At 64.6% G+C, this 14,209-nt stretch carries 12 protein-coding genes and 1 pseudogene; 12 read left to right on the top strand and 1 reads right to left on the bottom strand.

Features of this window, described 5'->3' with window-relative positions; translation table 11 throughout:
* Nucleotides 1-688: pseudogene (locus ASE59_RS20625) on the top strand (Ti-type conjugative transfer relaxase TraA); the annotation flags it as partial.
* Between the two features lie 6 nt (nt 689-694).
* A complete protein-coding gene (locus ASE59_RS08280; RefSeq protein ID WP_156359963.1) occupies nt 695-1,426 on the top strand; it encodes a DUF6118 family protein in 732 nt (243 codons plus the stop codon).
* 408 nt (nt 1,427-1,834) lie between these two features.
* Here the strand turns inward: ASE59_RS08280 and ASE59_RS08275 are convergent, their stop codons facing one another.
* Entirely contained in the window at nt 1,835-2,236 is a 402-nt protein-coding gene (locus ASE59_RS08275) for a MerR family transcriptional regulator (RefSeq protein WP_235515693.1), read from the bottom strand.
* 69 nt (nt 2,237-2,305) lie between these two features.
* Here ASE59_RS08275 and ASE59_RS08270 point away from each other — a divergent pair, with 69 nt between their 5' ends.
* The 10 genes from ASE59_RS08270 to ASE59_RS08235 all read left to right on the top strand — a co-directional run bounded on the left by ASE59_RS08270 (nt 2,306) and on the right by ASE59_RS08235 (nt 13,821).
* A complete protein-coding gene (locus tag ASE59_RS08270) occupies nt 2,306-2,968 on the top strand; it encodes a cation transporter (RefSeq protein ID WP_056455015.1) in 663 nt (220 codons plus the stop codon).
* 17 nt (nt 2,969-2,985) lie between these two features.
* On the top strand, nt 2,986-3,330 hold the full coding sequence (locus ASE59_RS19610) for a hypothetical protein (RefSeq protein ID WP_156359962.1): 345 nt from the start codon (nt 2,986-2,988) through the stop codon (nt 3,328-3,330).
* Between the two features lie 64 nt (nt 3,331-3,394).
* Nucleotides 3,395-4,675 carry a TolC family protein gene (locus ASE59_RS08265; RefSeq protein ID WP_056454932.1) on the top strand — a complete coding sequence of 427 codons (1,281 nt, stop codon included), beginning with the start codon at nt 3,395-3,397 and terminating at the stop codon, nt 4,673-4,675.
* On the top strand, nt 4,672-5,841 hold the full coding sequence (locus tag ASE59_RS08260) for an efflux RND transporter periplasmic adaptor subunit (RefSeq protein ID WP_056454928.1): 1,170 nt from the start codon (nt 4,672-4,674) through the stop codon (nt 5,839-5,841). Before ASE59_RS08265 ends, ASE59_RS08260 begins: the two co-directional genes overlap by 4 nt.
* 4 nt (nt 5,842-5,845) lie before the next feature.
* Nucleotides 5,846-9,064, top strand: a complete 3,219-nt coding sequence (locus ASE59_RS08255; RefSeq protein ID WP_056454925.1) for an efflux RND transporter permease subunit — start codon at nt 5,846-5,848, stop codon at nt 9,062-9,064.
* A 61-nt stretch (nt 9,065-9,125) separates the two neighbouring features.
* The gene (locus ASE59_RS19115) at nt 9,126-9,623 is read left to right on the top strand and encodes an SRPBCC domain-containing protein (RefSeq protein WP_162235282.1); all 498 of its coding nucleotides are present in this window, start codon (nt 9,126-9,128) and stop codon (nt 9,621-9,623) included.
* The gene (locus ASE59_RS08250; protein WP_056454922.1) at nt 9,620-10,003 is read left to right on the top strand and encodes a hypothetical protein; all 384 of its coding nucleotides are present in this window, start codon (nt 9,620-9,622) and stop codon (nt 10,001-10,003) included. The genes ASE59_RS19115 and ASE59_RS08250 overlap by 4 nt, the downstream gene beginning before the upstream one ends.
* A 31-nt stretch (nt 10,004-10,034) precedes the next feature.
* Complete coding sequence (locus ASE59_RS08245) at nt 10,035-10,718, top strand: ZIP family metal transporter (protein WP_056454919.1); 684 nt, start codon at nt 10,035-10,037, stop codon at nt 10,716-10,718.
* The gene (locus tag ASE59_RS08240) at nt 10,715-11,323 is read left to right on the top strand and encodes a cation transporter (protein WP_056454916.1); all 609 of its coding nucleotides are present in this window, start codon (nt 10,715-10,717) and stop codon (nt 11,321-11,323) included. Before ASE59_RS08245 ends, ASE59_RS08240 begins: the two co-directional genes overlap by 4 nt.
* Nucleotides 11,320-13,821, top strand: coding sequence for a heavy metal translocating P-type ATPase (locus tag ASE59_RS08235; RefSeq protein ID WP_056454913.1), 2,502 nt, complete (start codon nt 11,320-11,322; stop codon nt 13,819-13,821). Before ASE59_RS08240 ends, ASE59_RS08235 begins: the two co-directional genes overlap by 4 nt.
* The last annotated feature ends 388 nt before the right edge of the window (nt 13,822-14,209 follow it).

Below are 14,209 nucleotides of genomic sequence, written 5' to 3'. Positions count from 1 at the left end.
CGAGATCCGGTTCCCGGATCTCGCGCGCCAGGTGGCGGAGAAGGTGCGCGACAAGGCTAAGAGCATGTTCGACGGCTTCCGGCCGAAACCGGCGGCCGAAAAGGTAACGTCGCTGGAGCGTACCGCGGCCGATCGGCCGCTCGCGCCCTCGCAGGCCCGCGCGATCGAACGCTATGGGCGTGCCGCAGCCGATATAGGCCGGATGCGGGATAAGGGGTTGCCGGTGCTGGCGCACCAGGAACAGGCATTGGCGAAGGCCGGCGACGCGCTCGACCAGGTGCGGCCGCATGGCGCGCGCGACCTCGCCAGCGCGATCGAACGCGATCCCCGGCTCGCGCGCGACGCGGCCGAGGGGAACACGGGCGGCGCGGCGAAGGCGATGGAAACGGAGCGTCAGGTCCGCATCGACCCGGAGAAGCGCGCCGGACGGTTCGTGGAGCAGTGGCAGGGCATGATGGAAGCTCGCGCCAGCATGGAGCGCGCCGGCGACCATGCGGGTGCGGAACGGCTCGGTAAGCGCATGGAGAGCATCGCGGGCGGGCTGCACCGCGACCCGCAGCTCGAATCCGCGTTGCACCGGCGCGCGCCCGAGCTGGAACTGAAAATGGAGCGCGGTCGATCGATCGCAAACGAGCTGGCGCAGTCGGTCACGATTAGCCGCGACCGCGATCATGGCATGAGCCGGTAGGTGACGATGGACGACGATATTCAGGAAGGCGGCGATCCAGCGGAAGCGTTCGACCGGTTGCGCGCCGTGATAGAAGGCCAGGACCGCGAGCTGGCGTTGCTGCGCCGTGCCGTGGAGGGCTTGGCGGCCGAGCGGGCGCATATCGACGTTCCCGACTATTCCGAGACGCTGGGGCGGATGCAGCAGGGCGTGGACGCCACGGCCGACCGGATCGCTGTCATCAACGATGTGATCGCCCGGAGTCCGGCGCTGGCGATGACGCCCGAACAGATGGCACAGAGGATTGCCGCAGCGGGCAACGCTGCCCGGCGTGAGGATCAGGCGGCACTCGCCAAGGCAGGCGAGGACAAGGCCCGCGTCATGGCCGAACTTCGCGCCATCGCCGGATCGGCATGGACGAAGGCCGATCAGAAGAACAGGCAGCTTTGGTTCGGGCTGGGCGGGGCGGCGATTGGCATCCTGGCATGGACGATCCTGCCCGGAATGGTCGCGCGCGAGGTCGCGCCGGCGAGCTGGCAATGGCCCGAGCGTATGGCGGCGCGGACGCTCGGCCTTCCTCGTTGGGAAGCAGGGCAGCGAATGATGCAGAGCGCTGCACCCGATGCCTTCGCCAACATCGCGGCGGGCGACCGGATCGTCACCGCCAACCGTGCGGTTCTGGAGGCGTGTCGAAAGCGCGCGAACAAGGCGCGTGAGGAAGTACGGTGCACGGTCAGGGTCGCACCTGCCGTTAGTTGAACGGTTATCAGCTACCGTCTATGTGAGAGGCACAGGCGGCCTTCCTCGGAGAGGGAGAGTCCGTTTCCCGCCAGGGAACTAATGGCCAGGGCCGCCCAATGGGCGGCCTTTGGTTTATCTGGACTGCAGCGTCTTCAACCTATGCGTGAAGGCTTTCCCCGCCTATAATCGCGGCAACATGGCCGTCCCCGCTGTTGCCGTTGGCATCAAGGGGCGGCCTTCTTCGTATCGAGGCGCAGCGACAAGCTGCGAAGCTGCTCGTTTTCGCGAAGTTGCCAACTTCACGGTGGGTGCTAGAGCTGACTGCGGAGGCTTTGCGTTCGCGCATTGCCTTCTTCCGCTCTTGGCAGATGCAGCTTCACCGTGTTGGTGTGCCACGTGGCACACCCGTGCTCTGACCCGGAGCGATCACTTCGGACCCAAGGCTTCGATGATCCTGCAATCGGCCACAGTGTTGCGGCTACAGGAGTCGATCAGAGCGTCCAGTTCACCAGCGAGGGCCGTTAGATCGGCAATCTTCCGCGTAATCGCATCCCGGTGCTGGTTGGCGATCACGTCCACGGCCATGCAGGACTGTTCGCGACGATCAGCGAGCCCCATCAACTCGCGTACCTGATCGATCGAGAAGCCGAGGTCTCGCGCCCGACGAATGAAGGACAAGCGCCGCAGATGCTCGCCCTCGTAGGTCCGGTAATTGCCGGCCGACCGCGCTGGCGCCGGCAGCAAGCCGATTTGTTCGTAATAGCGGATTGTCTCGACCTTTGTGCCCGTCGCCGAGCCCAGCTTTCCAATCGTCAGTTTATCAGACACAGCGCTTGACCCTCTAGCGACTAGAGGGTGCATATAGGCTGCCAGATCGATTCTATCGAGGTGACGAACATGGCCTGCACGAGCTGCGCGTCCGACAAGGCGGGTACCCTCAACGACCCGAAGTGGCGGCGCGCGCTGTGGATCGCGCTCGCCATCAATGGCGGTATGTTCGCGGTCGAGATCGTAGCTGGGATCACGGGCGGGTCGAAAGCGCTCCAAGCCGACGCGCTCGACTTCTTCGGTGATGCCGCCAACTACGCGATCAGCCTGGGTGTGGCCGGAATGGCGATAGCCTGGCGGGCGCGCGCAGCGATGCTGAAAGGGGCGACGCTTGCCCTGCTCGGGTTCTATGTCCTGCTCGCGGCGGGCTGGGGCGCGTTCCACGGCACTGTGCCTCACGCCGAGGTTATGGGTGTCGTCGGGGTCGCGGCGCTGGTCGCCAACGGACTTGTCGCGGTGATGCTCTACCGCTTTCGAACCGGCGACGCGAACATGCGCTCGGTGTGGATTTGCTCACGCAACGACGCGATCGGCAACATTGCCGTCGTGCTGGCGGCGGCGGGCGTGTTCGGGACCGGAACGGCATGGCCTGACCTGATCGTCGCCGGATTGATGGCAACATTGGGGCTTTGGGGTGGCTTCCAGATCATCGGCCAAGCCAGGACCGAGTTGAGGTCAATCGGAAAGAGGCACGACCGTTCGGCAACTATGTCGTTACATCCTAACCGGTAACTGGTACCCAATCCCATATGCGTCGGCTGCTCGCCTTTGTTCTTTGCCTGCTGCTCGCCTCGTCATTGGGGCTGGGCGCGGCCGTGCATGCCGCCGAGCCAATCACTTGTCTCGAAACGTCGGCTGAGTCTGCAGCATCAACCCTTGTTCACGTCGATGGTGATGGTGACCAAGTCCCTGCGGATTCCGAGAAGGGCTACCCGCACCATCATGGAGGGTGCCACGGGCACCATATCGGCGTGCCGATTACGGCCGACGTCGTTCCGAACGCTATTAGCCAGACTGCGAAAAGTATGGCTTGGGAGCAGGCGCATGGCGCGGGCCTCATAGGCGATCCGGCTCTCCGTCCACCACAGGCCTGACGAACCCTAGACCCCCGCGAGAGAACGTCGCGGGATGCCCGGTTGCGTCAGGAGTCCTTCAATCATGCATCGTTTATTCGCGGCTTTGCTGGCCGCGGCGTCGTGCGCCTCAGTGGCGCAGGCGCAACAGGCGCCGGTGGCAGCGTCCGCTGCGCCAGTCTACACGCTCGACCAAGCTGTTTTGGCCGCGGGCGGCTCGGCACCCGCGTCGGAAGCGGCAACCGCGGCTATTGAGGCGGCTCGCCAAGGCCGCAGCGTCGCCGGTCTACGGCCTAATCCGGTTGTTCAGGGCCAAGTCGAGAACATCGTCGGCTCCGGCCCTTACAGGGGCTTGCGCAGTGCCGAGACGACGGTTGGAGTTGCGCTCCCGATTGAGCTTGGCGGCAAGCGGAGCGCCCGCGTGGCGGTCGCCAGCGCGCAGGTGTCGCGGGCCGAATTGCAGGCTGCGATCGTTGCGGCAGATATCCGCGTGCAGGTCACACAGCTCTACGTCGAGGCCGTCGCTTCCGAACGCCGGCTGGTAACGGCACGTGATCAAGCCCGGATTGCAGCCGAGGTGCTGAGAGGAGCGGGAGTTCGGGTCCAGGCAGGGCGCGCATCGCCGCTTGAAGAACAACGGGCGGACGTCGCGCGCATCAACGCGGATGCCAATGTCGAGCGACTGGTACGGCTCGCCGAAGCGGCACGAACGAACCTAGCGCGACGGATCGGGCGACCGATTGACGGCGCGCTGGACGTTGGGCTTCTTGACCGAATTCCCGCATCGACCTTCGGGCCGATGGCCCCCGCGCAGACGGCGGGCACGCTGGCGCTGGCGGCGGCAGATGCCGATCTCGCCATTGCCGATGCCGGCATCAGGCTAGCTCGCGCCAACCGCGTGCCGGACATCAACGTCGGGCCGGCGCTGCGCCGATTGGAAGCAACGAACGATACCGCCGCAATGTTTTCGATCTCCATTCCGATCCCGGTCTTCAACAATGGCCGCGCTGCCATTGCTCAGGCCACGGCGGAGCGGACACGGGCTGAAGCGGTGCGACGCGTGACCGCCCTCGATGTCGAACAGGCAATTACGGATGCACAAGCCGAGGCAGCGAACGCTGCGACCACGGCTCGCACCGCGGCGGGGCCGGCGCTGGCTGCAGCACAGGAAGCGGCCCGGATCGCGCGTATCGGCTACCGCGAGGGCAAGTTCGGCCAGCTCGACCTGCTCGATGCCGAACGCACCCTCGCTGAAACGCGCATCGCCGCGATCGAAGCGCTCGCCAATTATCAAAATGCCCGTGCGCGACTGGAGCGACTGACCGCCCCCGCGCCCACTACCAATTCCGGGGGAACCGATCGATGAAGACCATCCTGACGGGCGGCGTTCTGCCGCTCGGCCTTGCCCTGTTACTCGCGGCCTGCGGTAGCAGCCCGGAAGGCGGCAACGCGGCTGAAGCTGAAACCGAAGTCGGCACCGAAGCCGGTGGCGGTGAGTCGGCTCATGCCGACGAGGGTGTCGTGACGCTCTCGCCTGACCAGATTGCCGCCGCGGGTGTCCAGATCGGCCGCCCCATCACGGGTGGTGCCGGTACGATCGAACTGCCGGCAACGATCGAAGGCGACCCGCAAGGAACGCAGGTCGTCTCGGCCGCGATCGGCGGGCGGGTCGTGGCGTTGACCCGCAACCTTGGCCAGTCGGTCGGGCGCGGACAGACCATCGCGATCATCGAAAGCCGGGAAGCGGCTCAGCTCAAAGGCGAGGTCGAGGCATCGCGCGCCCGGCTCGCGCTCGCTAACTCGAACCTGTCGCGCGAGCAGCGGCTGTTCGCGCAACGCGTTTCACCCGAGCAGGATCTGATCGCCGCACGCACTGCGGCGATCGAAGCCAGCATCGCTTACCGGCAGGCACAAAGCCAGGTGTCCGCGGCAGGCGGTGGCGGGGGCGGACTCAATCGGCTCGGCATCGTCGCTCCGATTGGTGGTCAGGTCATCGCTCGCCCTGTCGTGCTCGGGCAGACCGTTGCAGCCGACACGGAACTCTACCGTATCGCGAACCTCGGACGGGTGTCGCTGGCCCTTAACCTGAAGCCAGAAGATGCCGGACGGGTTCGGCCCGGCAATGTGGTGATGGTGACGGCGCCTGGGCGGCAGACGAGTGCGCGCATCAGCTTCGTGTCACCAGCGCTCGATCCGGAGACACGGCAGGTGCCAGTTATCGCTACGCTCGACAACCGAGGCGGCCAATGGCGTGTAGGCGAGCCCGTCAGTGCCTCGGTCCAATTGAGCGGGAGTGGCGGAAGCTCGGCCATTCGCGTGCCGACGACAGCCGTCCAGACGGTTGAAGGCAAGTCGGTCGTGTTCGTCCGCACGCCCAAGGGTTTTCAGGCAACCCCGGTCACGCTCGGCGATGCTGCCGGCGACACCGTCATCGTCCGCTCCGGCCTCACCGGTCGGGAGCAGATCGCCACTACCGGCAGCTTCACGCTCAAGGCCGAACTCGGCAAGGGCGAAGCGGCGCACGAGGATTGATGTCATGATCGCTCGCATCGTCACATGGGCGGTCGAGAAGCGCTGGCTCGTCCTGCTCCTCACCGCCATCGCTGCCGTTATCGGTGGCTGGTCCCTCTACCGGCTCCCGATCGACGCGGTGCCGGACATCACGAACAATCAGGTTCAGATCAACGTCCGTGCGTCCGCACTCTCGCCCGAACTGGTCGAGAAGCAGGTGTCGTTTCCGATCGAAACGGCCCTTGCCGGCATTCCCGGCCTTGAAAACACCCGCTCGTTGAGCCGTAACGGCTTCGCCCAGATCACCGCAGTCTTCGACGAATCCACCGACATCTACTTTGCCCGCCAACAGGTCGGCGAACGGTTGCAAGGCGTTGCGGAGAGCCTTCCCGATGGCGTCAATCCGGAGATGGGTCCGATCGCAACTGGGCTTGGTGAGGTCCTGATGTGGACCGTGCGCCTCGATCATCGGAAAGATGACAAGCATCGACCTGGCGAACCCGGACAGCAGCCCGATGGCAGCTATATCACCCCTGAAGGCGAGCGGCTGACCAGCCAGGAGGACAAGGCAACCTATCTCCGCACCGCGCAGGACTGGATCGTAACGCCGCTGCTCAAGAACACGCCCGGCCTTGCCGGCGTCGACTCGATCGGCGGGTACTCCAAACAGTACCTCGTCGTCCCCGACGTGCAGAAGCTCGCCTCACTCAAGATTACGCTCACCGATCTCGGCACCGCTCTGGAGCGCAACAATACGAGCGTGGGCGGCGGCTTCGTCAATCGCAATGGCGAGGGTCTGGCGGTCCGCTCTGATGCGCTGGTGCGTAATGCCAACGAACTTGCGCGTACCGTTGTCGCAACCCGGGAGGGCGTGCCCATCACGCTCGATCAGGTTGCGAGCGTCCGCACAGGACAGGCGATCCGGATGGGCTCGGCGTCGGAGAACGGCACCGAAGTTGTTGTTGGCACTGCGGTCATGCGCATCGGCGAGAACAGCCGCAACGTCGCGACCGCGGTCGCTGATCGTTTGAAGGAGATCAATGCTTCGCTGCCGCCCGACGTGGTGGTGCAGCCGGTGCTCGACCGCACCGCGCTGGTCAATTCGACAATCAAGACGGTTGCAAAGAACCTGAGCGAAGGCGCGCTCCTCGTCGTGGTCGTGCTGTTCCTGCTGCTCGGCAACTTTCGCGCCGCGTTGATTGCCGCGGCTGTCATTCCGATCACGATGATGCTGACCGGCTTTGGGATGCTGCGCCTCGGCGTGTCGGCGAACCTCATGAGCCTCGGCGCGCTCGACTTTGGCCTGATCGTCGATGGTGCGGTCATCATCGTCGAGAACGCGCTCAGACGCCTTGCCGAGCAACAGCATCATGAAGGACGGCTGCTGACGGTAAAGGAGCGACTGGAATCGGTGGCGACCGCGGCGCGGGAGATGATCCGTCCTTCGGTCTACGGGCAGGCGATCATTATCCTCGTCTATGTGCCGCTGCTCACGCTCACGGGCGTGGAAGGCAAGACGTTCGGACCGATGGCGCTCACCGTCATCATCGCGCTGCTCTTCGCCTTCGTGCTGTCGCTGACGTTCGTTCCCGCAGCGATCGCCATCTGGCTCTCGAAGAAGGTCGAGGAGAAGGACGGTCGGATCATTGCTTGGCTAAAGGCACGCTACGAACCGGGTCTCGACAAGGCGATGAAGCGGCCCACGATCACGATCGGGGCAAGCGTCCTTAGTCTCGTCGCAGCAGCGCTGGCCTTCACGACACTCGGGCAGGTGTTCCTCCCCCAACTCGACGAAGGCGACCTGCTTATTCAGTCGCTGCGCATACCCGCAACGTCGGTTCAGCAAAGCCAGGCGATGCAGGTGCCGATCGAACGGATGGTAGCGAAGCAACCGGAGGTCCGGTTCGTCTTTTCCAAGACGGGCACGGCCGAACTCGCCTCCGACCCGATGCCGCCGAACGCAACCGACATGTTCGTCATCCTGAAGCCTCGCGACCAATGGCCTGATCCCAAGCTGGAAAAGGCAGCCCTGGTGGAGCGGTTGGAAGGCAAGCTTGGCCAAATTCCCGGCAATGCCTATGAGATCACACAACCGATCCAGATGCGGTTCAACGAGCTGATCGCCGGTGTCCGCGGCGATATTGCGGTCAAGGTGTTCGGCGACGACTTCGCCAGCATGAACCGCACCGCCGAACAGATCGCCGGCATTCTGCGCAAGACAGAGGGCGCGGCGGACGTGAAGGTTGAGCAGACGACGGGCCTTCCCATGCTCGACATCCGCGTGAACCGTGATGCGATGGCGCGGGTCGGCGTCACTGCTCAGGACGTGCAGGATACCATCACCGCCACCCTCGGGGGACGGGAATCCGGCATGATCTTCGAGGGCGATCGGCGGTTTCCGGTCGTTATCCGCTTGTCGGATGCCGAACGCGCCGATCTGGGGCGGCTTGAACAGGTGCAGGTGCCGGTCGCCGGTGGCGGCTATGTGCCGCTGTCGAGCGTCGCGGACATCGGCGTCGTAGACGGGCCGAACCAGATCAGCCGCGAGAACGGCAAGCGTCGCGTCGTTGTTCAGGCGAACGTGCGCGGGCGCGACGTCGGCGGCGTGGTGACGGATGCACAGGCTGCGGTCGCTAGCGGCGTACGTCTGCCTGCCGGCAGCTATCTCGAATGGGGCGGGCAGTTCGAGAACCTGGAGTCTGCCAGCCAGCGGCTCCAGCTTGTCATCCCGGCGTGCTTCGTCCTGATCCTCTTGCTGCTCTACGGGGCATTGGGATCGGTGCGCGATGCCGCGATCGTCTTCACCGGCGTGCCGTTCGCGCTGGTGGGAGGCGTGTTGCTGCTGTTCGTGCGCGGCATGGACTTCTCGATCTCCGCCGCGGTGGGCTTCATCGCACTGTCGGGGATCGCCGTGCTCAACGGCCTCGTCATGGTGTCATCGATCCATGACCTGATGCGATCGGGGATGGACCGGGCCGAAGCTGCGCATGCGGGTGCCTTCCAACGGCTTCGCCCCGTCGTGATGACGGCGCTCGTCGCCAGTCTCGGTTTCGTGCCGATGGCGTTTGCGAGCGGTGCCGGCGCCGAAGTGCAGAAGCCGCTCGCGACCGTCGTCATCGGCGGCCTGATCTCGGCGACGTTGCTCACGCTGTTCGTGCTGCCGACGCTCTACGCCCGGTTCGGAAGCCAGGCGATAAAAGTCGATGAGCCGGACGATGCCGCTCCGGTGCCGCAGCCTGCGTGATCGGCAGGGAGGGCGGGAACCGCCCTCCCATTCGCCACAAACCGGAAAGGGAGGTGCACAGATGACGACGATAGATAATGTGACGGCCCTCAATGCACCGCCGCTGCGCGTATGGACGGTTCTCACGGACTTTGCCGGGCATCCGCGTTGGAAGCCCTTCATTCAGCTCTCCGGCGCCGCTGTCCCTGGTGGCGATGCTACCTACACATTCCGCATCGGCGGACTCGACAGGTCCATGACGTCGAAGGCCGACATCATCCGCGCCGACAAGCCGTTGGCATTTGCCTGGACCGCCGGCGTCGCCAAGTTCCTCCTGTTTGAGGAAGCCTATGCGTTGGAAGGGGACTCTACGGGCACGCGTCTGCGCCATAGCTTGCGTTTTTCGGGCCTTCTCGCCTCTCCATTGGCGGCGCTGATGCGTCGCAAGCTTCAGGCTAGCCTGGTCCGATCTGACGAGTGCCTTGAGCGCCATCTTCGGCGTCTGTCTGCTTCGCCGTTGTCAAAGCATCGCACCCCGCCTGTCCGTGCCGGGGTAAATGGACAGCGGAGGCGGAAATGACAGCGTTTCGTGCTGCGGCCGCCAGCCTGAGCATGGGTGCGGCGCTGGTCATCCTCTCGGGCTGCTCGGAACAGCCCCGAAAGGGGCCGCCGACCGAGCAGGAGATTCATGCCAGCGACAGTGGTGTCCCCAATGGCACACCCGGTCGTCACCCTTATCGGTGTGACGATAATCGGGCGCTTCTGATCGATTTTAAAGACCAAGGTCTGACGGTGGAGTTGCGGAGCGACGCTCGCGCAGCGCCGATCGTCCTCACCGCGCCCTCGCAGGGGCTGCAATATGTTGGCGACGCCCAAAGCGCGACCTTCTCGGGCAACGAAATCAGGATTGAGGCGGCGGGGCAGCGTCCCGTCGTGTGCAGAAAGGAAACGCGGCAATGACTGATCGCGCTCGGATTGAACGGGCCTGACGATGGCAGCGCTCAAATTCTCCCTGATCCCCATGCTCGCGATTATGATCGGGGCACTCATCGCCGGGTGGCGCACGCCAGGGGAGAAGCTGGTCGCGGCCATGCAGCACCTGGCGGCCGGCGTGGTGTTCGCCGCCGCTGCGACAGAGATCCTGCCGCTGGTGAAGCACGGCGGGTCTCCGACCGCCACGCTTATCGGCGGAGCGCTTGGCGTCGCCGTGATGCTCGGCCTCAAGGCCGCGGAAAACCGGTTTGAGGGACCTGTCGCGCTCCTCGCCGCGATCGGACTCGATCTTGCGATAGACGGCCTGGTCCTCGGCCTCGCGTTCATCGCCGGCGAGAAGGCCGGCACGCTGCTGGCGGTCGCGTTGACCCTCGAAGTGCTGTTCCTGGCCCTGACCCTCACCAACGATCTGGCAGGCCGGTATCGCAAGATGAAGGCGATCGGACTGACCTGCGTGCTGGCACTGCTGGTGCCGATCGGCGCGCTGGTCGCGCAGCCGGTGGCGTTGTTGGCGCCGGTGTGGATCACCGGATTTCTGAGCTTCGGCCTGATGGCGCTGCTCTACCTCGTCACCGAAGAACTGCTGGTCGAGGCGCACGAGAAGCCGGACTCGTCGCTTATCAGCGCGATGTTCTTTGTCGGCTTCCTCGCGCTCCTCCTGATTGAGGAAATTATGGCATGACGGCTTCACAGAACGGGCAGGTCTCCGACGAGCGTCGCACGCTCTGGATTGTGCTGTTGCTCAACGCGGCGATCGCCGCAGGTTTCTTCGCCACCGGCCTGATCGGCGATTCCAGCGCCCTGATCGCCAATGGTGTCGACAACCTGTCGGACACGGCCGTCTACGCCCTCAGTCTGGTGGCGTTAAGCCACGGACCGGTCTGGAAGACCCGTGCGGCTACGGCTTCGGGCGTGATGCTGTTGCTTTTTGCTGTCGGCATCCTTCTCGATGTCGGCCGCCGATATATTCAGGGCAGCGAGCCGATTGGTCCGACGATGATGGCAATGTCGGCCGTTGCCGCTGTCGTGAACTATATTTGCCTGCGGCTCCTTCAGCGGATCGAACAGCCTGACGTCAATCTGCGGGCAGCGACGACGTTCAGCTTCAACGATTTCATCTCGAATGGCGGCATTCTGATAGCCGGCGCGCTTGTCCTCTGGCTGGGGACGAACTGGCCCGACCTCGTGGTCGGGCTCGCGACAGCGCTGATCGCGATCAAGGGCGGCATCGAGATCCTGCGCGACGCCCGCGCCGAAAGCAAAAGCGACGAGGACAAGACCGCATGACCGACAAACTCGAACTCGACATACCTGTCCTCCTTCCTGAAGTGCCGGATGAGGCCGATGCCTGCGTCGGCCGGCTCGTCTCGACGTTGAGCGCCAAGCCTGGCGTAGATCGCGCGCATGTCTTGCCCGCCGCAGGGGACACTCCGGCCAAGCTCTGCATCCATTTCGACCCCACGGCGCTGCCGCTGCCCCGCGTACGCGAGATGGTTCGTGCGGCGGGCGCCGAGATCAGCGGGCGGTACGGCCACGCGGCTTGGGAGGTGAAGGGAATCGGCCATGAACGCCGCGCCCGGACAATAGGGGAGACGCTTTGTGCGATCCCTGGCGTCCTTCAGGCCGACGCCAGTTCGGCCGGCACGGTACGGGTGGAATTCGACCGTGAGCGGATCACCGAAAGCGCGATCGTTGACGCGCTTGCCGGGCTCGGGCTCAAGCGACCCAAGCAGCTCACAACCGACGATCACGCCGACCACGACCATGGCCCCGGCGGCCATGCTGCCGGCGAGGAGAAGCATGGCCCGGGTGACGGGCATGACCACTCCCATGCTGATTTTCTCGGACCGAACACCGAGCTTATCTTTGCGCTCGCCTGTGGCGCAATGCTGGGAATCGGCTTCGCCATTGAAAAACTGGTGGCCGGGACGCCGGAATGGCTTCCGACCGCCCTCTACATCGCGGCTTACGGCTTCGGCGGGTTCTTCACGTTGCGCGAGGCGATCGACAATCTGAAACTCAAGAAGTTCGAGATCGATACGCTGATGCTTGTCGCGGCAGCCGGTGCGGCTGCTTTGGGCGCATGGGCGGAAGGTGCGCTGCTGCTGTTCCTCTTCAGCATCGGCCATGCCCTCGAACATTACGCAATGGGCCGCGCGAAACGCGCGATTGAGGCATTGGCTGAACTCGCTCCCGAGACCGCAACGGTGCGCCGCGACGGGCAAACCCTGGAAATCCCGGCCGAACAACTACAGGTTGGCGACGTCGCGATCGTCCGCCCCAATGAACGCCTCCCGGCCGATGGCTTTGTCATCAAGGGCTTGAGCGCAATCAATCAAGCGCCCGTGACCGGCGAAAGCATTCCTGTCGACAAGGCACCTGTCGCCGATGTCGCAGTGGCCCGCGCGAAGCCCGACGCCGTCGATGCCGCCTCCCGTGTCTTCGCTGGCACGATCAACGGAGGTGCCGCGATCGAAATCGAGGTGACGCGTCGGGCAAGCGAAAGCACGCTCGCCAAGGTCGTGAAGATGGTCAGCGAGGCAGAGACGCAGAAATCGCCGACGCAGCGCTTTACCGACCGGTTCGAGCGCATCTTCGTGCCCGCCGTGCTGATCCTCACCGTCCTGCTGCTCTTCGCCTGGGTGGTGGTGGACGAGCCGTTCCGCGATAGTTTCTATCGGGCAATGGCAGTCCTGGTCGCGGCGAGCCCGTGTGCGCTGGCTATCGCAACGCCGAGCGCCGTTCTGTCCGGAGTGGCCCGCGCCGCTCGGGGCGGTGTGCTGGTCAAGGGCGGTGCGGCGCTCGAAAATCTTGGGTCGTTGAAGGCTATCGCATTCGACAAAACGGGGACACTGACTGAAGGTCGTCCTCGCATCACCGACGTGGTGCCGGTCGATGGCGCGAGCGAAACCGACCTGCTGGCGGTTGCCGTCGCCGTTGAAGGCCTGAGCGATCACCCGTTGGCACAGGCAATCGTCAAGGACGGACGAGACAGGCTTGGTGACAACGCGATACCGGCTGCGAGCGACCTCAAGAGCCTTACCGGTCGCGGTGTGGTTGCGACCGTCGACGGTGAAACGGTGTGGATCGGCAAGGTCGAAATGTTCGGTGCAGAGGGCGTCCCCACGCTGGGAGCGGCGGCAACGGCCGCCGTGGCAGAGCTGCGCGAAAACGGTCGCACGACGATGGTGGTGAGGAAAGGCGATCGCGATCTTGGTGCCATCGGGTTGCTCGATACGCCGCGTGGCGAAGCCAAGGCTGCGCTGGAGCGTCTGCGCGGCATGGGCATCACCCGGATGATCATGATCTCGGGCGATCACCAGAAGGTTGCAGAGGCAATCGCCAAGGATGTCGGTCTCGATGAAGCCTGGGGCGACCTCATGCCTGAGGACAAAGTCGCATCGATCAAGAAGATGGCGGAGACCGACAAGGTCGCGATGGTGGGTGATGGCGTCAACGACGCACCGGCAATGGCCAACGCGACAGTGGGGATCGCGATGGGCGCTGCCGGCTCGGACGTCGCCCTGGAGACGGCTGACGTGGCGTTGATGGCCGATGACCTCGCGCACCTGCCGTTCGCGGTGGGCCTAAGCCGACAGACGCGTGGTATAATTCGCCAGAACGTGTTCGTAAGCCTAGGCGTAGTCGCTTTCCTCGTGCCGGCGACAATCCTCGGTCTTGGGATTGGCCCGGCGGTGGCCGTTCACGAAGGTTCGACTTTGCTAGTCGTCATCAACGCGCTGCGCCTGCTGCGTTACCGCGATCCAAAGAACACGGTGGCATGAAACTGTTCGGGATTGAGTATTGTACGATCCAGACCGAGGCAGCAGCCGATCCTTGCGAGGGCACCGGGCACCTGCACCCGTGAGCCCGATGTGACGACGAGAAAGCGATGGCGATGGACGGAGGAAGCCGACGCAGAGCTTCGCCATCGGATCGCCGCGAGGCAGCCGTTAGCGACGATCGCCAGAGAAATGGGCAGAACGATGGATGGCGTTCGCGGCAGGGCGGCATCGCTACGGGTCGCTCTTCCGTCTCCTGCGCGGCCTTGGCGTGAAACAGTGAAGCGTGGTCCTAAACCGAAGCGGTGAAAACCCTGCCGACCGGCGAAGAATGAGGCCATGTAGCCGAGGGCCAAACCGGCATGCCGCGTATTGTTCTAAGGGCGGGGGG

The sequence above is a fragment of the Sphingomonas sp. Leaf10 genome (assembly GCF_001421245.1).
In the GTDB taxonomy this organism is placed as follows: Bacteria; Pseudomonadota; Alphaproteobacteria; order Sphingomonadales; family Sphingomonadaceae; genus Sphingomonas.
The sequence above is the reverse complement of the archived record's forward strand: the minus strand, read 5'-3'. Positions and strand labels throughout refer to the sequence as shown.

What these genes read in the sequence shown, in the direction of transcription:
- ASE59_RS08280 (WP_156359963.1), top strand. Translation starts at nt 695, where the DNA reads ATGGACGACGATATTCAGGAAGGCGGCGATCCAGCGGAAGCGTTCGAC.
- ASE59_RS08270 (WP_056455015.1), top strand. Translation starts at nt 2,306, where the DNA reads ATGGCCTGCACGAGCTGCGCGTCCGACAAGGCGGGTACCCTCAACGAC.
- ASE59_RS19610 (WP_156359962.1), top strand. Translation starts at nt 2,986, where the DNA reads ATGCGTCGGCTGCTCGCCTTTGTTCTTTGCCTGCTGCTCGCCTCGTCA.
- ASE59_RS08265 (WP_056454932.1), top strand. Translation starts at nt 3,395, where the DNA reads ATGCATCGTTTATTCGCGGCTTTGCTGGCCGCGGCGTCGTGCGCCTCA.
- ASE59_RS08260 (WP_056454928.1), top strand. Translation starts at nt 4,672, where the DNA reads ATGAAGACCATCCTGACGGGCGGCGTTCTGCCGCTCGGCCTTGCCCTG.
- ASE59_RS08255 (WP_056454925.1), top strand. Translation starts at nt 5,846, where the DNA reads ATGATCGCTCGCATCGTCACATGGGCGGTCGAGAAGCGCTGGCTCGTC.
- ASE59_RS19115 (WP_162235282.1), top strand. Translation starts at nt 9,126, where the DNA reads ATGACGACGATAGATAATGTGACGGCCCTCAATGCACCGCCGCTGCGC.
- ASE59_RS08250 (WP_056454922.1), top strand. Translation starts at nt 9,620, where the DNA reads ATGACAGCGTTTCGTGCTGCGGCCGCCAGCCTGAGCATGGGTGCGGCG.
- ASE59_RS08245 (WP_056454919.1), top strand. Translation starts at nt 10,035, where the DNA reads ATGGCAGCGCTCAAATTCTCCCTGATCCCCATGCTCGCGATTATGATC.
- ASE59_RS08240 (WP_056454916.1), top strand. Translation starts at nt 10,715, where the DNA reads ATGACGGCTTCACAGAACGGGCAGGTCTCCGACGAGCGTCGCACGCTC.
- ASE59_RS08235 (WP_056454913.1), top strand. Translation starts at nt 11,320, where the DNA reads ATGACCGACAAACTCGAACTCGACATACCTGTCCTCCTTCCTGAAGTG.